We start from the raw sequence: 16,972 nt of genomic DNA, 5'->3' as shown, positions 1-16,972 counted from the left end.
ATGTCGCAAGCAGCAAAACCTTCCACTTCAGCTAAAGCAGCGCGCGCGCCGTCGAATCTCTTTTACGTGACGCGGCTGCGCCGGCCGCTCGTTGACCGTGCGGAGGGCATCTACTTCTGGACGCAGGATGGCCGTCGCTTCATCGACGGCTCAAGCGGCCCGATGGTTTCCAACATCGGCCACGGCAACCGCGCCGTTATCGAAGCGATGCAGCGGCAGATGGAAAAGACTACCTTCGCCTATCGCCTGCATTTCGAAAACGAACCGGCGGAGGACCTTGCGCGACGTCTTGCCGAGAAAATGCCGGGCGATCTCGACCGCATCTTCTTTGTCTCGGGCGGGTCGGAAGCGGTGGAGTCTGCGATAAAACTCGCACGCCAATGGGCTGTCGCGACCGGCCAGCCGAAGCGCTGGAAGGTGATCTGCCGCTTTCCATCCTATCACGGCGGCACGATGGGCGCGCTCGGCGTCACCGGCGACCTAGCCCTGACCGAAACCTTTTCCCCGCAGATCCAGCCGATGCCTGCGATCCGGGCACCGACCGCCTATCGCGACCGCGACAACCTTTCGATGGAGCAGCGCGGGCTCCGCTACGCCGACATGCTGGAGGAGAAAATCCTTGCCGAAGGGCCGGAAAGCGTCGTCGCCTTCATCATGGAACCGATCGGCGGCGCCGCCACCGCAGCACTTGTCCCGCCCGACAGCTATTTTGCCCGCATCCGCGAGATTTGCGACAAATACGGCATCCTGCTCATCCACGACGAAGTGATGTCGGGCGCTGCCCGCACCGGCCGCTATCTCGGCGGCGACCATTGGGATTGCCGACCCGATATCATCACCATGTCCAAGGGCATCGGCTCAGGCTATGCACCGCTTGGCGCAATGGCTGCATCGCGGCGCGTGGTCACGCCCGTGCTCGACATGGGCGGCTTCCAGCATGGCTACACCTATGCCGGCAATCCGCTTGCCTGCACGGCAGGCGTCGCCGTGCTCGGTGAAATGGAACGGCTGGGCTGCGAGGCCAACGCCGCCACCATGGGCGATCTTCTGGTTGCCGAACTTCACGGCCTCGCCCAGCGTTTCCCCTTCATCGCCGGCATTCGCGGCAAGGGCCTGCTGATCGGTGCCGACATGGTGGCCGATCCCCTCACCTTCGCGCCGCTTCCCAACAAGCTCAACGCCAACCAGCGGCTGCTCGACCTCGCCTATGAGCGTGGCCTGATCATCTATTCGCGCCGTATCCGGGGCGACGGCGTCGAGGCTGACAATTTCATCCTTGCGCCGCCGCTCATCATCACCGCCGAGCAGATCGGCGAGATGGTCGCCATCCTCGGTGACTCGCTTGCCGTCCTCGCCCGCGAACTCGACCTGCCCGTCAATGGCTGAGCGCTTCACGATACGCCCTGCCCGGATCGAGGACGCCGAAGCCATCCACGCCGCGTTGCTCGGCATAGGCCATGCCATCGGCAAGCCGCACAAGATTACCAGTACCGTTGACGATATTCGTCGCGACGGCTTTGGCGCGCAGCCACGCTTTTCGACCCTGATCGTGGAAATCGATTCAGAGTTCGCCGGTATGTGCCTGTATTTTCCGATCTATTCGACATGGCGAGGCAAGCCCGGCGCCTATGTACAGGACCTGTTCGTGGCCGAGCGCTTCCGCGGTATGAACCTCGGCAAAAGGCTGCTGCGCCATCTGGCGCGCGAAGTTGTCGGTCAGGGCGGCGCCTACATCGAGCTTCAGGTAGACCTCGCCAACGTCACAGCGCAGCGCTTCTACCAACGCATCGGCATGGAGCGGGACGACGACCACGTCTACAACTTCATGGACGACGCCCTCCTGGCATTTGCCGGCAGCAAAGACGACGAGGAAAACGCATGAAAGCCTTCTACGCTGCAGAGCAAAAGCGCCATGACCCGAAGGCCTTCCTCTCCAGCGGCGCGCCGCAACCCAATCCTGAGCAGCCGGAGCGCGTCGAACGCCTGCTTGCCGGTGCCAAAGCAGCCGGCTGCTCCATCGAGCGCCCGCGCAACCACGGCCTCGGACCCGTGGCGGCAATCCACACGCCGGAATATCTCGATTTCCTCGAGCACATTTTCGAGCGTTGGCAGCGCATCGAAGGCGCGTCCGCCGAAGTCATTCCCAATATCCACCCGATTGCGCGCGGTGGCTCCTATCCCGCCTCCGCCGTCGGCCAGGCCGGCTATCACATGGCCGACACCGCCTGCCCAATCTCTGCCGGGACGTGGGAAAGTGCGCTGTGGAGCGCCTGGAGCGCTGTCGAAACCGCCGAGGCGGTGCTGTCCGGCGCGCCCGCCGCCTATGCGCTTTGCCGTCCGCCCGGCCACCACGCCTTTGCCGATGTCGCCGGCGGCTTCTGCTTTTTCAACAACTCGGCGATTGCCGCGCAAGTGCTGCGCAAAAGCGCCGCCCGCGTCGCCATCCTTGATGTCGACCTGCACCATGGCAACGGCACCCAAGGCATCTTCTACGCGCGTCCGGACGTACTCACCGTCTCGCTTCATGCTGATCCGGTGCGCTTCTATCCGTTCTTCTGGGGCTACGCCGACGAGCGCGGCGACGGTCCAGGCCTCGGCTACAATCTCAACCTGCCGTTACCGCGCAAATCAGGCGACGCCGTATTCCTGCAAACGCTCGAAGCCGCCTTCCAGCGCATTCGCGCCTTTGCACCCGAGGCGCTTGTGGTTGCGCTCGGCCTCGATGCCTTCGAAGGCGACCCCTTCGGCGGCCTTTCCGTCTCAACGCCGGGCTTTGCCCGCATCGGCGAATCCATCGCCGGCCTCGGGTTGCCAACGGTCATCGTGCAGGAAGGCGGTTACCTTTGCGATGCGCTCGGCGACAACCTCACCGCGTTCCTGACCGGCTTCGGCAGCAAGATGAAGGGCGCTGCCTAGCGCTGCTGGCGCAGCATGGCGATGGTGCGGTGGACGCTTTCCAGCGTCTCGTCGATCTCGCCGGCCGTGTTGTAGTGAGCTATACCGATGCGCACCACTCCATCGTCCGCCGGTATGCCAAGCTGGTGCACAACTTCCCAAGCGTAGTTGTGGCCTGACCACAGGAAGATGTTCTCGGCGTTCATCTGCCGCACAATGCTCTCCGGCGAAATGCCGTTCACCGTGAACGACACCGTCGGTACACGATGCTTAAGCCGTGCCGGATCGGTGATGCCTTGGACGGTCAGGCCGGCAATATCCGACAGTCCGTCGATGAGTTTCTGAGCCAGAGGGTTCTCGTAAGCAATCGAGGCCTTGAAGGCAGCCGCGATCTTCGCTCGGCGCGAGCCCGTCTCACCCACCGATGCACCCAGTTGCTCGAAATAGCCGACCGCCGCCGAAAGTCCGGCCAGCAGTTCGACCTGCGGCGTCCCGGTCTCGAAGCGCTCCGGCAGGCCGTTGGAAGAACAGCGGCACTTGTAGGGCGTCAGCACGTCGATCACCTCGCGCTTTCCCCACAGCACGCCGAGATGCGGACCAAAGAACTTGTAGGCCGAGCAGGCGAGGAAGTCGCAACCGATATCCTGCACATCGACCAGTCCGTGCGGCGCAAACTGCACCGCATCGACATAGACCAGCGCGCCGGCCTGCTTCGCCAGCCGCGTCAGCGCCTTCACGTTGTTGATCGAGCCGGTCAGGTTCGAAGCGTAGTTCAGCGCCACCAACCGCGTCCGGTCGCTCAGCACCGCAGCCAGCGCCTGCTCCTCGACCTGCCAGCTTTGCTGGTCGAAAGGCACAAAGCGCACCGTCAGCCCGCGATCCTCGGCCAGTTGCAGCCATGGCGACACATTGCCTTCGTGGTCCATGCGGGTCAGCACGATCTCGTCGCCCGGCTTGAAATCGCGACCGAGCGTGCGCGACATATGGTAGGTCAGCGTCGTCATGTTGGCGCCGATGATGATCTCCTCCGGCGTCGAAGCGCCAAGGAAATCGGCCATCGCCTGATGCGCCTCATCGACCACCTGCCCTGCCGCCACCGTCGTCTCGAAATATCCGCCGAGATTTGCGTTGGTGGTCAACAGGCAGCGCGCCACGGCGTCCGCAACCATTTGCGGCACCTGCGTTCCGGCTGGATTGTCTAGGTAAATCCGCCTTTTGCCCTTATCGGCAAGGGTCAGCGCCGGAAACCGGCCGCGCACTGCATCGACTGAAAATCCCATGGTCTCTCCCCTCCCACTGTTCAGCGCCGCAACAGCATCAAGGACACGGATTGCCGACACGCTGATGAATTGCATCGACGGCCTTCTGCATCTCGTCTGTCCATGTCACATCGACCGAGGACAGCGCCATCTCCAGTTGCCAGATTGCCGTTGCACCAATGATGTTTGACGCCACGAACGGCCGGGACGAGACATAGGCATTGGCAAACAGTGCCGGCTCCAAGCCAAACGAGCGCGCCAGTTCATTGTACTCGAGCTGGACAGCCGCCGCATTCGGCGTCTCATAGCGCTGCCCACGATTGAAAAGCTGGGAGCGCGACCCCGCCGGCCGTGCGCCGTGGTCGTACTTGCCTGTGAGATAGCCCTGCCCCAGCGGCGAATAGGCAAGCAGCGACACCTCTGCGAAAGCGCACACTTCGGCCAGGTTGACCTCGAATGTCCGGTTGAGGAAGTTGTAGGCGTTCTGCAGCGAGATCGGGCGCGGGCCGATGCCCTTGTCTGCCTCGGCAAGGAACTTCATCACACCCCACGAACTCTCGTTCGACAGGCCGAAGTGCCTGATCTTGCCCTGTTTGACCAGTTCGTCAAATACCGCCAGCGTTTCTGCAATCGGCGTGCCGCGATCCGCCTTGCCGGCCTGAGATTGAACGCCGACGCGGGTCGGGTTCGATCCCCACGGCACCTCCCTGTCCGGCCAATGTATCTGGTAAAGATCGATATAGTCGGTGCCCAGCCTGGCCAACGATTTTTCCACGGCATCGAAAATGTCGGCGCGAACCAGCCTCGATGGCCGCCCGTCGCGAAACCACTCGTTGGCCGTCCGGCCCACCACCTTGGAGGCCAGCACCACCTTGTCGCGGTTGCCCTTGGCCGCCATCCATGTGCCGATGGTTTTCTCGGTCCGGCCCTGCGTCTCGGCCTTTGGCGGTATCGGATAAAGCTCTGCGGTATCGATGAAGTTCACCCCGCGCTCGAAGGCCAGATCCATCTGCGCATGGCCCTCGGCTTGCGTATTCTGCTGGCCCCAGGTCATCGAACCCAGGCAGATTCTCGACACAGCCAAGTCCGTCCGGCCAAGGCGGCTCATCTTCATGAATGGTCTCCATCGGAAAGTCTGGCACGGTTGCGCCGTTGGATGCCCGTAAACATAGGCAAATCGCGCGGAGCGTCCAACCCCGGCAAATCCGTCCAGCAGAACGCGAGTTGTCTACTTGCGTCGGCCACCCGCCGCCTTGCGCTTGGCTTCGTCGATGAGCATGTTCGCAACCTGCATGCGGATCATCGCCCTTTGGCGCAAATGGGATGGAACCCGGTCCGGGTGGTTGGCAAAGGCGAAGCTGCGGCGCAATTGTCCGTAGTCCACGCCGGCCTGTCCAAGACCCAGTTCAGCAGCGATCGATTCAGGATCGATCGGCGGTAGTTTTTCCTGCTGGTTCGGTGTTTCACCCGCCAGCGCAATTCTAGCCTGGTCCAGCAAGGCGGCAAACTCGGCTGCAAGGTCGTGCCCGCTTTCGCGGTACTGCGCCGCCAGCGCCTCCTCTGAAACCTTGATCCGGCCGGAGTGCAGTTCATCGACAACGGCGAGATAGTCGAAGGCGACCGACGGCTTCGGCGCAACCTCCTCCTCGCTTTCTGAAGCGACGAACAGATCGTCGAGCAACGAAGCGAAATCACGCTTAGCGCCAGTACCGATTTCAGCCTCCCCGTTCGAGCAGTCCCTCGACGGCGAAAAGCATAGGGTTGCGGGGTTAAGAATGAATGCCCGCGTTCGTAAGGAATTTAGCTGCCGGCAATACAATCCGGCAAAAAGCCGGGCTACACTATCGTGCAGCCCGGAATGCGCCAGATGGCGAGGAAAACCGGCACTAGCCGGCTCCAATTATACGCAGCCGACCCGTTTTAGGTTTCATCTCCAGCCGGGATTTTTGCAAAAAAGAAGCACAACATGGCAGCCATGCGTATGCTGCACTGCACAATTGTCATGAATCGCCTATATTGCAGCCTTGGGAGGACAACTCAGGAGCCTGATCATGGGGTTCTATACAGAACTGTTCGCCCGTCCCCGCCCGCAGGAGCAGACGCGTTATCGCGCGGCGCTTGCGCTGCTCAACTCGATGAGCAACGCCGACCGCGCCGATATCGGCATCAAGCCTGCCGACTTCCCTCGCGTCGCACGCGAGATGGCGCTTCGCTGAGGTAGGACCAATCGACATTCAGGTTTCGGGCGTGGCGCGAGCCGGATTTCGGTCCTGACAAGGAGAAAAGCGCAAGGCGGTGTCGACCACCGTCGAGCATTTTCGACGCAGTCAGGGCCGAAATCCGCCGCGTCCCGGAGGGATATGGCTAAAATCGTCCATTTCCACGTCGCGAAGCCTCGAAGGTGGATAACACCGCCTTCGGCTCCACTCCTTGAACTGGTCGATTTTTGCTCATACCACGCCCCAAAACCTGAGTGTCGATTGGTCCTAGCGCCCACCCAGGAACATGATCTTGCCCAGCGGCACGCCATTGTGGCGCAAGATGCCGTAGGCGGTGGTCAGGTGGAAATAGAAATTCGGCATGGCAAAATTGAGCAGGTACTGGCTGCCGCTCATCGAAAGCTCGCGGCCACCAACCTTGAGTTCGATAACCCTGTCTTCCGAGCCTTCGATGTCGGCGGCCGAAAAGGTCGACAGGTGTTCGCCCACCTTGGCGATGCGGGTCTGCAACTCGGCAAAGCTTGCCTCATTGTCATCGTATTTCGGAACATCGCGGCCAGCGAGGCGTGATGGCGCGCCCTTGGCGTGGTCCGTAGCGACCTGAACCTGCCTCGCCAGCGTGAACATATCGGGCGCAAGGCGCGCGGTCAGGAAGGTGCTGGGATCGATCTTGCGTTCCGCCGCATTCTTTTCGGCCGCTTCCAGCACGCCGGACAGCGCCTTCAACCGTGCGGCAAACACCGGCACGGACACGTCATACATCGAAATCGCCAAGATATTTCTCCAAAAGCTTCGGGAACCGCCGCGCGCGGAGATAGCGCCTTCCGCGCAGGATTTTCAAGCGTGTCAGCCGTCTTGAGCGCGCCGCATTCGGCAATAAGATTCGGAAAGTCGCCGTCAGGAGATTCGCCGATGAAAGACGTCCTCGCCCCGACGCTTGCTTTTGCCTTGTCCGGGGCACTTGCCGTATCGGCTGTGGCGGCGGAAGCGCCTTACCTGGACAACCGCTCCGATCCCGCCGCTTTGGTCCAATCGCTCTACAACGCCATCAACCGCCAGGAATATGCCCGCGCCTGGGCCTATTTCGGCGATGCCAAGCCCGCCAAGGACTTTGAAACATTTACAAAGGGTTTCGAAGGCACGGTCTCCGTCGAGGCTGCAACCGGTTCGGTCAGCGAGGAAGGTGCCGCAGGCAGCGTCTTTTTCAGCGTTCCCGTGGCCATTCGCGCCACCGGAACGGATGGCAGCGAGAAGGTCTTTGCCGGCTGCTACACGCTGAGGCAGCTCAACGCGGCAGCGCAGGAACCTCCCTTCACGCCGATCCGCATCGACAAGGGCGCGCTCAAGCCCACCAACGAAACCTTGGAAAATGCCGTTCCTGCAAGCTGTGGCGACGGTCCGCTGCCACCCCAGAAGGATGCCGCACTCGAACAGGCAAAGGCGCTGTTTACGGCCAGCTATGGCAAGCAATGCGACCAGACCCGTCCGGGGGGCGATCCGATAGGCGAACCTGACAGCTACGCCATCCGCTACAAGCCCGACGAAAATTCGAATGAAAGCGAAGTGAGGCTATTCCGCTTCTTCTGTTCGATGGCTGCCTACAATGAAGACGCCGTCTATTATGTCTCGAATGATATCGACGGGGTGAAGCAGTTGCAGTTCGCTTCGCCCGAATTGGACATCCACTACGAGAACAACGACAGCGACGGCAAACTGGAAGCGGTCAACGTCATCGGCTTCCGCACAGACGACCGGCTGGTCAATTCCGGCTACGACGAGGCGAGCCACACCATCACCTCGCACGCCAAGTGGCGAGGTGTCGGCGATGCGTCGTCATCGGGAACATGGCTTTTCCGCAACGGCACATTTGCACTGGTGCAGTTTGACGTCGATGCGTCCTACGATGGCGAGATCAACCCGGAAACGGTCGTCGACTACAACACAGCGCCCTGACCTGTCGTACATTCACGCCCGTTCAAAACTCGGCATGTCATGCCGAATTCTCACTGGGAAAGTATCCAGTTGAGAGTCTCCCTCCAATCCGTCATGCGGATCGGCGTTCCGTGCGTACCCGTTTCAAACCGCACGAAGCGCGCAGGATAGGCTTTCGACTTGGCAAGGATGGAGCGGAAGAAAGCCTCCTGCTGTTCGACCGGGAAAACGGGGTCCTTGCTGCCTTGCCCGAAAAACACCGGCACGCGCCGCTTGAAGGCAGGACTTGCATAAAACCCCTCGTCCCAAAGCGAACCAAGCAGAACGAGCCCGTCGATTTCCGCGCCGGTGTCCTTGCGTTCCGCCAGCTTCCAGCACAGCGCCCCACCCATCGAGCCGCAGGCAACAATGATGGGCGCATTGGGCGAGCGATGGCCATAGTACCCTATCAGCGCCGCAATCTCGGCAGCTCCCTTTTCGCCAAAATCCGAGAAATCCGGCGACAGGTAAAGGCCGCCATTCTCCGCCATAAGGTTCTTCAGCCGGTTGAAATTGCCGCCGAAGGTGAAGTCATCCACGCCTTGCTTGCGGCTGCCACCTTGCCCATGCAGATAAAGCACGATGACGCTCGCACCCTCGGTGCTACCCACGGCGACGTGGCGAACCGTGCCGGCATCCGTATTCAGCGCCAGATCTTTTTGCACCTTGCGCACGCCGGTCGAGACGTAGTTCGCCCGCACCCTGCGCTCCGGCACCTGGTCGCGTTCGTTGATGTCACGCAGTTCGCGATAATCCACGACGCGGTAAACATCGCCCGGCTCCGAAGAAAGTAGCGTCGGATAGGCGAAAAGATCGTCCTTGAACGGCTTCAGCGTAAGGGACTGGGCCGAAACAGGAATTGTGAAAAACAAAGCGCAAGAGACGGCCAGCAAAATCGGTCGGATGGACGCCATCATCATCCTTGCAGAATGCCGCCGGCCTGTTCGAGCGCCTCCGGCGTATCGACATCGACTGCCGCTGCCGGTCCGATCTCGACATCGATGACCTCAACGTCGCCCGCTTCCACCAGATGGCGCGCGCCGGTATCGCCCTCAAGCTGGGCCACTGCAGGAAACAACGCGCGCGGCAGGATCACCGGATTGCCACGCTTGCCGCCATAAGAGGCGCGCACCACGGCCTTGCCACGTGTCTTGCGGAAGGCTTCGATCAACTGGTCGATATCGGCGGACGAAACGCCCGGCATGTCGCCGAGCACGATCATAGCTCCAGCCGCCGTTCCGGGTACCTTGGCAATTCCGGCCTTCAGCGAAGACGACAGGCCTTCGGCAAAATCCGTGTTGTCCACCGTATCGAGCCCAAGCCCCGCCAGCGCTTCGTGAACGCGCTCGCTCTGGTGGCCGGTAACCACGACCACGCCGGAGGCCTTCGACGCCACGACGCGCTCGGCCGTTCGGCGAACCAGCGGCTTGTCGTCGAACAGCGCCATAAGCTTGTTCGGACCACCCATGCGGCTGGAGCGGCCCGCCGCCAGAAGCACCACATGCACCTGCGGATGCAGTGGCATCGGAACCGGTTCGCGCGGCTCGGGCCGTGAAGGAATTTCCATCAAAAGCCCACCCACGCCCATGCCGGCGATATCGTTGTTGGTCACGCCGATGCCGGAGAATATGCGGTCCAGCACCCAGTCGAAACCGTTCGGCTTTGGGCTGCGCGCACATCCCGGCGCACCCAGAACAGGTTTGCCGTTGCGCTCGCCCAGCACAAACAGATTGCCCGGATCGACCGGCATGCCGGAACGGAACACCTTGCCGCCGGAAGCGCGGATCGCGGCCGGGATGACATCGTCGTCCGGATCGCTCATGGCGGAAGCTCCGAACACCAGCACCAGATCGCTTATGTCGGCCAACTGGCCGATGGCCCTTGCCACCGCGCCGGCATTGTGGGGCGTGCGCTTTTCCTCGGAAATGGTGCTTCCGGAACGCGCCAGCCGCGCCTCGGTCACCTTCAGCGTCTTGTCCAGTACGCTGTCCTTGAGCGTCGCCAGCGTTGTCTGAACAATCCCGACAGTCTGCGGCTTGAAGGCATGAACAGCAAAGGCTGTTCGGTCCTGCGCCAGCCGCACGATCTCATCGATAATCGCAGCGGAAACCGCGAAGGGAATGATCTTCACCGTCGCCACCATCTGGCCGGCGATCACAGGCGCATATTCGGCAAGCGTTGCAATCGTGACATCCGGATCAATGCGATTGGCGGCGTCGATCAACGCCTTGTCGACCACGAACAAGCCGTCCTTCTCGGCAAAAATATTGACGCGCCCGGTTGCTGCCGGCTTCGCCTCCGCACCGGTAAAACGCAGCGCCTCGGTAATCCGGGTCGCGGCATCGTTTTCCTCGATGTCGCTGTCGTCCAGCACGGCAACGATCACCTCGCTCATGCCGGCCGCGCGCATGTCTGCAACGTCCTCTGCCGTCAGCACGCGCGCCTTCCTGAAGCGCTTTTCCCCAACCATGCCCGAATGCGCGAGGATTGCGCCTTCGGCCTCATCGAGCGGAACTGGCCCGAACTTCATGCCGCCGCCCCTTTTGCCTCGAGACCGCGCGAGCGGTAGGCCCGAACCACTTCGGCCAGCACCGCGACCGCGATCTCGGCCGGGCTAGCCGCACCGATATCGATGCCGATCGGCGAATGGATGCTCTCGATCTTCTCGGCTGTCGCGCCCATCGCCAACAGCCGCTCCACCCGCTTGGCATGCGTCTTCCTGCTGCCGAGTGCGCCGACATAGAAGCAGCCCGCATCGAGCGCCGCCTTCAACGGCATGTCGTCCACCTTGGGATCATGCGTCACCGCCGCCAGCGCCGTATAGGCATCCAGCGGCTGGCGCTTCAGCACGTCCTCAGGCCACTCGGCGTGCAGAACGATTTCGGGGAAGCGTTCGGGCGTCGCAAACGCGCTGCGCGGATCAATGATCTCGACCGGATAGCCGGCGATCTTCGCCATCGGCGCCAGCGCCTGGCTGATATGGACAGCGCCTATCACCACAAGGCGTGGATTGGGCAGATGTGCATTGAGAAACAGAGTGCGCCCATCGATCTCCACCAGCCCCGACTTGCCGGTGCGCAACGCTTTCGCAACCGCCTCGCCCAGATCGCCTTCCACCGCTTCTCCCTGCCGGATCAGCCGCGCGCCGCCATCACCCATATCGGTCACGACGATGGCCGCGCGACGTGCGCGCCGTTCAGCGTTCAATTTCTCCAGTATCTTGGTGTCCACTAATGCACCCCCTCAAAACGCTTCAGGACACGCGATTTGCAGCCCGCCCCCAAGCATTTTGGCTAGCCCAGCCGCTCGACATAAACCCTGATCCTGCCCCCGCACGAGAGGCCGACCCGCCATGCCGTCTCGTCGGCAACCCCGAACTCCAGCATCCTTGCCTTGCCTGTGCCGATCACGTCGATGGCCTCCGTCACCACCGCGCCTTCGACGCAGCCGCCGGAGACCGAGCCCTGGAAATTGCCTTCGCCGTCGATCACCAGATGACTGCCCACCGGGCGCGGCGCAGAACCCCACGTTTCCACCACGGTGGCAAGCGCGACCTCGCGCCCGTCCTTAACCCAGCCTTCCGCGATTATCAGCGGATCGCGGGCTTCATCGATATAGGCGCTGGCTTCCATCGTCCTTCTCCCAGATCGTTACGCGGCGCGCTTGCCCTCGCTCCGCATCCACCGGCGCGGGTCGACCGAAGCGGCCGAGCGCAGGTCCAGCGACGCGCACAGATCGGCAAGCGCGTCGAGATTGTGCACGGCGCGGAACTCATCGACATGCGGCAGCATCGCCCTCACACCGCGCGCCCTGGCCTCGAAACCGTCGAAGCGCAGCAACGGGTTCAACCATATCAGCCGCCGACAGGATTTGTGCAGCCGTTCCATCTCGGCCGAAAGGCCGGCGACATCGTCGCGCTCCAACCCGTCGGTGATGAGCAACACCACCGCGCCCTGCCCCAGCACGCGCCGAGACCACAGCCGGTTGAAATCGCCAAGCGCATCGCCAATGCGCGTGCCGCCGGACCAGTCCTTCACCGCCGCCGAGCAGTCGGCCAGCGCGACATCGGCATCGCGATGCCGCATCTGCCGCGTCAAATTGGTCAACCGCGTGCCGAATACGAAAGCGTGGACGCGCCTGCGTTTCTCGGTCAACGCATGCAGGAAATGCAGGAAAATGCGCGTGTACTGGCTCATCGAGCCTGAAATATCCGCCAGCACCACCAGCGGCGGATGCACCTCTCGCGGCGACCGGAATTTCGGCAGCACCAATTCCCCGCCGGTGCGCGCCGCCATGCGCATCATGGCGCGCGGATCGATACGGCCGCCGCACGAATCCGGCTTGAAACGGCGCGTGCGCACCAGGTCGAACGGCAGCCTCAGTTCGGAAATGGCGCGCTTGGCATCGGCCATTTCCGACGCGTTCATCTGGGCGAAATCCTTGCCGCGCAAAAGCTCGTTGCCGGATACGGTAAAGCGCGCATCGACCTCGATCTCGGGCATATCCTGCACCGGCTGGTGCTTGCGGTGGCCTTCGAACAGCGCATCGGCCACGCGGCTTTCAGCGGCCCGCGGCTTGGCCTTCTCGCGCTTGTCCGGTGCAACCGGCGAAAACATCGCCAGCATCTTCTCGATCAGCTCGCGCGATTTCCAGAACAGGCGGAAAGCCTCGTCAAAGGTCTCGTGATCCTCGCGCCGCGTCACCAGGACCGCGTGCAGCGTCCAGTAGAAGTCGTCGCGGCTGCCAATGCCTGCCGCCAGCACCGCCTCAATGGCGTCCTTGACCGAAGCCGGCCCTACCCGCAAACCGGCCTTGCGCAGCGCACGGGCGAAATAGACGATGTTGTCCGCCATGCGCCCGTCTGGCGCTGCCTCGTTCATATCGTTTTGAAGCATCGGCATGACGCTTACTCCGCCGCCGAAAGCTCGGCCTTCACCTCGTTGAGGATGCGCCGGCCCTCGCCCTGTCCGATGCGGGCAATGTCGTCCTGGTATTTCAACAGCACGCCGATCGTGTCGGAAACCGTCTCCGGATCGAGCGCAACCTTGTCGAGTTCCGTCAGCGCGCCCGCCCAATCGATCGTCTCGGCCACGCCCGGCGCCTTGAACAGCTCGATCTCGCGCAATTTCTGCACGAACGACACGACTTCGGCGGAAAGCCGGCTGTTGGCTTCAGGCACCTTGCGCCGCACGATTTCAAGCTCGCGCTCGGCATTCGGGTAATCGACCCAGTGATAGAGGCAGCGCCGCTTCAGCGCGTCATGGATTTCGCGGGTGCGGTTTGTGGTGATGATGACCAGCGGCGGCTCTTCCGCCCTGATCGTGCCAAGCTCCGGCACCGTCACCTGGAAATCGGACAGGATTTCGAGCAGGAATGCCTCGAACGCCTCGTCCGTCCGGTCCAGTTCGTCGATCAGGAACACGGGCGCTGCGCCTGCCTTGCCGGTCAAGGCTTCCAGAACCGGCCTGCGGATCAGGTATTTCTCCGAAAAGACGTTGCGCTCCATGTCGGAGCGCTCGACCTTGCCGGACGCCTCCTCCATACGGATCTCGATCATCTGCGCCGCATAGTTCCATTCGTAGACGGCGGACGAAACATCCAGCCCCTCATAGCACTGCAGCCGGATCAGCTTTCGCCCCAGCGCCTGCGCCAACACCTTGGCAATCTCTGTCTTGCCGACGCCGGCCTCGCCTTCGAGGAACAGCGGACGCTTCATGCGCAGGCTTAGGAAAAGAACAGTCGCCAGAGAACGGTCGGCGACGTAGTCCGCGCTGTTGAGAAGATCGAGCGTTTCATCGATCGTCCGCGGCGCGGCGCGCGGGGCAAGGTCGTTCATTTCGTCTCCGTGCGCGCCATGCGCGCCTAAAGAAGCGTATAGCCGCGATCATGATAGATCAGCGGCTTGAGGTTATCCCCTATGCGCAGACCTGTCACCTTGCCAAACAGCACCCTGTGCGTGGCAAGGTCCTTGGTGTCCACCAACTCGCAATCGAACACCGCAACGGCGTCAACCAGCGTCGGAGCCCCGGTCGAAATCTTGTCCCATGTTCCGAAGGCGAAGCGCTCCTCCAGCGGAAGCCGCGTCAGGCCGGAAATGGCGGTCGCCAGCGCCTCGTGCTTTGCGCCAAGCGTGTTCAGAGCGAAATTGCCGTTGACGATGAAGGCTTCGTTCTTCGGATTCTCGCGGTTGAGACACACCAGCACGATTGGCGGGGCATCGGATACCGAACACGCCGCCGTCACGGTCGCGCCGCGCAGTCCACCCGGCCCGTCCGTAGTCAGCACGTGAACGTGGCCGGCAAACTTCGCCATCGCATCGCGATAGGCCTGCGGCCCAATGTCATTTTTCTTCAGCACCGGCAATTTTCCAAAGTCGCGACCACCTGAAACCTACCGCTATATATGGCCCATGACATCGCGCCACAAGCGAAGTGCTTGACAGACAAGAATGAACTTGCCGTGTTGCGCGCCAGAGCGCCAGCCTTTAGGTCTTGGCGCGTTCCGGCACCTGGCCGGCAGTGGAGGATTCTTGGACCCAATGCGGAAAGCGGCAGGCTTATTGGTGATTGCCGGCAGCGTCTTGCTTGCCGGAATTGCCCATGCCGAGACGCTGTCCATCGGCGTCGCCGCACCGCTGTCCGGCCCGTCAGCACTGCTTGGAAAGCAAATCGAAGCGGGCGTCACGCTCGCTGCCAGCGCCAACGGCGCACAAATCACCGTCGCTGACGATGCCTGCACGGCTGAAGGCGGCGCTGCCGCCGCTCGCACATTCGTAGAAGCCAAAGTTCAGGTGGTCGTTGGCTTTCTCTGCACCGAGGCCATCGAAGCGGCACTGCCTGTCCTGAAAGACGCAGGCACCCCCGTCATCACCGTCGGCGTCCGCACCGAAAGCCTGACCGACCGCCGCGCCAAGACTGGCTGGCCGGTTTTCCGGCTTGGACCGCGCGGCGATGACGAGCGCAATGCTGCGGCTTCTATCCTCACCCGCCTGTGGAAAGACGAGTTGTTCGCCATCGTCGATGACGGCACCATCTACGGGCGCGAAATGGCCGAGACGGTCCGCGCCGCAGCCGAGCAAGCCGCGCTCAAGCCGGTATTCGTAGACACCTTCCGCCCCGAAATGGACAACCAGATCGCCCTTGTCGGACGGCTCAAGAAAGCCGGGGCAACTCACGCCTTTGCCGGTGGCGATGGCGCAGACATCGCCATCATGGCGCGTGATGCGAGCCAACTAGACGCCGATATCGTCTTCGCGGGCGGCGAAGCCTTGCGGGTGGCGCAAGACACCGTGCCGTTCGCCACCGGCACCTTGATGATAGCCTTGCCGGAATGGTCCGATGTCGCGGACAGAAAAGTGCTGGAGGCTTTCACCGCCGCCGGCATCATCCCGGAGGGTTATGCGCTCCCCGCCTACGCCGCCGTGCAGGTTGCGCAGGCAGCCTCTGTTGCCGGCAAGCCGCTATCGGACGCACTGACCGGGCAGGACTTCGCCACCGCAATCGGCACGATCCGCTTCGATGAAAAAGGCGACCTGACCGAAAACCCCTATCGAGCCTGGCGTTTCGACGGGCAGCGTTTCGCACCGGTCGAGGATCAATGATGTTTCGCACCGGCCGCAAGAACCTCATCACCGACGTGGCCGGCCTGAAGGTCGGCAATGCCGCCGATGCCGGGTTGAAATCGGGTGTCACCGCCATCGTCTGCGACGAACCCACCGTGGCAAGCGTGCAGGTTCTGGGCGGTGCGCCCGGTACGCGCGAAACCGACCTGCTTGAGCCGCACAACACAGTCGAGGCGGTCAACGCGGTGGTTTTATCGGGCGGCTCGGCCTTCGGCCTCGATGCCGCGTCCGGCGTTCAGGCCGCGTTGCGCGAAAAAGGTGTCGGTTTCGTCGTGCAGGGTCAGGTGGTTCCCATCGTCCCCGCAGCCATCCTTTTCGATCTCGCCAACGGCGGCAACAAGGATTGGGACCGCTACCCACCCTATCGCGAACTGGGCTACGAAGCCGCCCAAAACGCGGCGACCGACTTTGCCCTTGGTTCGCATGGCGCAGGCACAGGCGCGCTGGTGACGGGAATGAAGGGCGGTCTCGGCTCCGCTTCGGTTCTGCTGGAAAATGGCGTCACAGTTGGCGCGCTAGTTGCAGTCAATGCTCTCGGCTCAGTCACGGTCGGCCGCTCGCGCCACTTCTGGGCGTCGCCTTTCGAAATCGGCGAGGAGTTCGGCGGCTTGGGCTATCCCCACCCCATGCCGGAGGACGCGCGCAAGATTGCCTTGAAATTCCACGAAAAGCCGCAAGGCGCCAGCACCACCATTGCCGTCATTGCCACCGATGCGGTGCTGACCAAGGCCGCCGCCAAACGCCTCGCCGTCGCCGCGCATGACGGCTTTACCCGCGCCATCTGGCCAAGCCACACCCCTTTCGACGGCGATCTTGTGTTCGCGTTGGCGACTGGGCGCAGCGGCATCTCACTGTCGCCAGAGCAGACAATCGACCTTGGCGCAGCCGCTGGCGCGACCATGGCGCGTGCCATCGCCCGGGGCATCCATGCCGCGACACCTGCTAAGGGCGATCTTTTTCCGGTATGGTCGTCGCGCTGACTCTCGCAATTGATAATCGGCTCTTTG

At 62.5% G+C, this 16,972-nt stretch carries 18 protein-coding genes; 7 read left to right on the top strand and 11 right to left on the bottom strand.

Features of this window, described 5'->3' with window-relative positions:
* Genes ACODTY_RS20350 through ACODTY_RS20340 form a run of 3 tightly spaced genes read left to right on the top strand, consistent with a single transcriptional unit; the run spans position 1 to position 2,916 of the window.
* Positions 1 to 1,386 (top strand): aminotransferase family protein, encoded by a 1,386-nt coding sequence (locus ACODTY_RS20350; RefSeq protein ID WP_488996018.1) that lies wholly within the window; start codon positions 1 to 3, stop codon positions 1,384 to 1,386.
* Positions 1,379 to 1,882 (top strand): GNAT family N-acetyltransferase, encoded by a 504-nt coding sequence (locus ACODTY_RS20345; protein ID WP_488996017.1) that lies wholly within the window; start codon positions 1,379 to 1,381, stop codon positions 1,880 to 1,882. The genes ACODTY_RS20350 and ACODTY_RS20345 overlap by 8 nt, the downstream gene beginning before the upstream one ends.
* Positions 1,879 to 2,916, top strand: coding sequence for a histone deacetylase family protein (locus tag ACODTY_RS20340; protein WP_488996016.1), 1,038 nt, complete (start codon positions 1,879 to 1,881; stop codon positions 2,914 to 2,916). Before ACODTY_RS20345 ends, ACODTY_RS20340 begins: the two co-directional genes overlap by 4 nt.
* Here the strand turns inward: ACODTY_RS20340 and ACODTY_RS20335 are convergent.
* The 3 genes from ACODTY_RS20335 to ACODTY_RS20325 form a co-directional block, all read right to left on the bottom strand.
* Entirely contained in the window at positions 2,913 to 4,175 is a 1,263-nt protein-coding gene (locus ACODTY_RS20335; protein ID WP_488996038.1) for a cysteine desulfurase-like protein, read from the bottom strand. The genes ACODTY_RS20340 and ACODTY_RS20335 overlap by 4 nt on opposite strands.
* A 37-nt stretch (positions 4,176 to 4,212) precedes the next feature.
* Positions 4,213 to 5,268, bottom strand: coding sequence for an aldo/keto reductase (locus ACODTY_RS20330; protein WP_488996015.1), 1,056 nt, complete (start codon positions 5,266 to 5,268; stop codon positions 4,213 to 4,215).
* Positions 5,269 to 5,382: 114 nt separating this feature from the next.
* Positions 5,383 to 5,835, bottom strand: coding sequence for a hypothetical protein (locus ACODTY_RS20325; protein WP_488996014.1), 453 nt, complete (start codon positions 5,833 to 5,835; stop codon positions 5,383 to 5,385).
* Positions 5,836 to 6,205: 370 nt separating this feature from the next.
* Between ACODTY_RS20325 and ACODTY_RS20320 the strand changes: the two genes are divergently transcribed.
* A complete protein-coding gene (locus ACODTY_RS20320) occupies positions 6,206 to 6,370 on the top strand; it encodes a hypothetical protein (protein ID WP_488996013.1) in 165 nt (54 codons plus the stop codon).
* 270 nt (positions 6,371 to 6,640) lie between these two features.
* Here ACODTY_RS20320 and ACODTY_RS20315 read toward each other — a convergent pair whose 3' ends face one another.
* The gene (locus ACODTY_RS20315) at positions 6,641 to 7,147 is read right to left on the bottom strand and encodes a DUF1993 domain-containing protein (RefSeq protein ID WP_488996012.1); all 507 of its coding nucleotides are present in this window, start codon (positions 7,145 to 7,147) and stop codon (positions 6,641 to 6,643) included.
* A gap of 138 nt (positions 7,148 to 7,285) precedes the next feature.
* On the opposite strand from ACODTY_RS20315, the gene ACODTY_RS20310 reads away from it, so the two are divergent.
* Positions 7,286 to 8,326: a DUF1176 domain-containing protein gene (locus tag ACODTY_RS20310; RefSeq protein ID WP_488996011.1), complete on the top strand. Its 1,041-nt coding sequence runs from the start codon at positions 7,286 to 7,288 to the stop codon at positions 8,324 to 8,326.
* A gap of 50 nt (positions 8,327 to 8,376) precedes the next feature.
* On the opposite strand, the gene ACODTY_RS20305 is transcribed toward ACODTY_RS20310, so the two are convergent.
* The 7 genes from ACODTY_RS20305 to ACODTY_RS20275 all read right to left on the bottom strand — a co-directional run bounded on the left by ACODTY_RS20305 (position 8,377) and on the right by ACODTY_RS20275 (position 14,701).
* The gene (locus ACODTY_RS20305) at positions 8,377 to 9,216 is read right to left on the bottom strand and encodes an alpha/beta hydrolase (RefSeq protein ID WP_488996010.1); all 840 of its coding nucleotides are present in this window, start codon (positions 9,214 to 9,216) and stop codon (positions 8,377 to 8,379) included.
* 44 nt (positions 9,217 to 9,260) lie between these two features.
* Positions 9,261 to 10,874, bottom strand: a complete 1,614-nt coding sequence (locus ACODTY_RS20300; protein ID WP_488996009.1) for an NTP transferase domain-containing protein — start codon at positions 10,872 to 10,874, stop codon at positions 9,261 to 9,263.
* Entirely contained in the window at positions 10,871 to 11,575 is a 705-nt protein-coding gene (locus tag ACODTY_RS20295) for an XdhC family protein (RefSeq protein WP_488996008.1), read from the bottom strand. The genes ACODTY_RS20300 and ACODTY_RS20295 overlap by 4 nt, the downstream gene beginning before the upstream one ends.
* A 62-nt stretch (positions 11,576 to 11,637) precedes the next feature.
* Entirely contained in the window at positions 11,638 to 11,976 is a 339-nt protein-coding gene (locus tag ACODTY_RS20290) for an XdhC family protein (RefSeq protein WP_488996007.1), read from the bottom strand.
* Between the two features lie 18 nt (positions 11,977 to 11,994).
* Complete coding sequence (locus ACODTY_RS20285; RefSeq protein ID WP_488996006.1) at positions 11,995 to 13,245, bottom strand: vWA domain-containing protein; 1,251 nt, start codon at positions 13,243 to 13,245, stop codon at positions 11,995 to 11,997.
* A 5-nt stretch (positions 13,246 to 13,250) separates the two neighbouring features.
* The gene (locus ACODTY_RS20280; protein ID WP_488996005.1) at positions 13,251 to 14,180 is read right to left on the bottom strand and encodes an AAA family ATPase; all 930 of its coding nucleotides are present in this window, start codon (positions 14,178 to 14,180) and stop codon (positions 13,251 to 13,253) included.
* Between the two features lie 26 nt (positions 14,181 to 14,206).
* Positions 14,207 to 14,701 carry a flavin reductase gene (locus tag ACODTY_RS20275; protein WP_488996004.1) on the bottom strand — a complete coding sequence of 165 codons (495 nt, stop codon included), beginning with the start codon at positions 14,699 to 14,701 and terminating at the stop codon, positions 14,207 to 14,209.
* A gap of 181 nt (positions 14,702 to 14,882) precedes the next feature.
* Between ACODTY_RS20275 and ACODTY_RS20270 the strand changes: the two genes are divergently transcribed.
* Together ACODTY_RS20270 and ACODTY_RS20265 are read left to right on the top strand one after the other, a co-directional pair.
* Positions 14,883 to 15,944, top strand: a complete 1,062-nt coding sequence (locus ACODTY_RS20270) for a branched-chain amino acid ABC transporter substrate-binding protein (RefSeq protein ID WP_488996003.1) — start codon at positions 14,883 to 14,885, stop codon at positions 15,942 to 15,944.
* On the top strand, positions 15,944 to 16,945 hold the full coding sequence (locus ACODTY_RS20265) for a P1 family peptidase (protein ID WP_488996037.1): 1,002 nt from the start codon (positions 15,944 to 15,946) through the stop codon (positions 16,943 to 16,945). Before ACODTY_RS20270 ends, ACODTY_RS20265 begins: the two co-directional genes overlap by 1 nt.
* Positions 16,946 to 16,972: the final 27 nt, after the last annotated feature.

Source organism: Mesorhizobium sp. FG116 (genome assembly GCF_057809835.1).
This window is presented reverse-complemented; position numbering and strand designations above follow the sequence as displayed.

What these genes read in the sequence shown, in the direction of transcription:
- ACODTY_RS20300 (WP_488996009.1), bottom strand. Translation starts at nt 10,874, where the DNA reads ATGAAGTTCGGGCCAGTTCCGCTCGATGAGGCCGAAGGCGCAATCCTC.
- ACODTY_RS20335 (WP_488996038.1), bottom strand. Translation starts at nt 4,175, where the DNA reads ATGGGATTTTCAGTCGATGCAGTGCGCGGCCGGTTTCCGGCGCTGACC.
- ACODTY_RS20345 (WP_488996017.1), top strand. Translation starts at nt 1,379, where the DNA reads ATGGCTGAGCGCTTCACGATACGCCCTGCCCGGATCGAGGACGCCGAA.
- ACODTY_RS20340 (WP_488996016.1), top strand. Translation starts at nt 1,879, where the DNA reads ATGAAAGCCTTCTACGCTGCAGAGCAAAAGCGCCATGACCCGAAGGCC.
- ACODTY_RS20285 (WP_488996006.1), bottom strand. Translation starts at nt 13,245, where the DNA reads ATGCCGATGCTTCAAAACGATATGAACGAGGCAGCGCCAGACGGGCGC.
- ACODTY_RS20280 (WP_488996005.1), bottom strand. Translation starts at nt 14,180, where the DNA reads ATGAACGACCTTGCCCCGCGCGCCGCGCCGCGGACGATCGATGAAACG.
- ACODTY_RS20310 (WP_488996011.1), top strand. Translation starts at nt 7,286, where the DNA reads ATGAAAGACGTCCTCGCCCCGACGCTTGCTTTTGCCTTGTCCGGGGCA.
- ACODTY_RS20265 (WP_488996037.1), top strand. Translation starts at nt 15,944, where the DNA reads ATGTTTCGCACCGGCCGCAAGAACCTCATCACCGACGTGGCCGGCCTG.
- ACODTY_RS20270 (WP_488996003.1), top strand. Translation starts at nt 14,883, where the DNA reads ATGCGGAAAGCGGCAGGCTTATTGGTGATTGCCGGCAGCGTCTTGCTT.
- ACODTY_RS20290 (WP_488996007.1), bottom strand. Translation starts at nt 11,976, where the DNA reads ATGGAAGCCAGCGCCTATATCGATGAAGCCCGCGATCCGCTGATAATC.
- ACODTY_RS20330 (WP_488996015.1), bottom strand. Translation starts at nt 5,268, where the DNA reads ATGAAGATGAGCCGCCTTGGCCGGACGGACTTGGCTGTGTCGAGAATC.
- ACODTY_RS20350 (WP_488996018.1), top strand. Translation starts at nt 1, where the DNA reads ATGTCGCAAGCAGCAAAACCTTCCACTTCAGCTAAAGCAGCGCGCGCG.
- ACODTY_RS20320 (WP_488996013.1), top strand. Translation starts at nt 6,206, where the DNA reads ATGGGGTTCTATACAGAACTGTTCGCCCGTCCCCGCCCGCAGGAGCAG.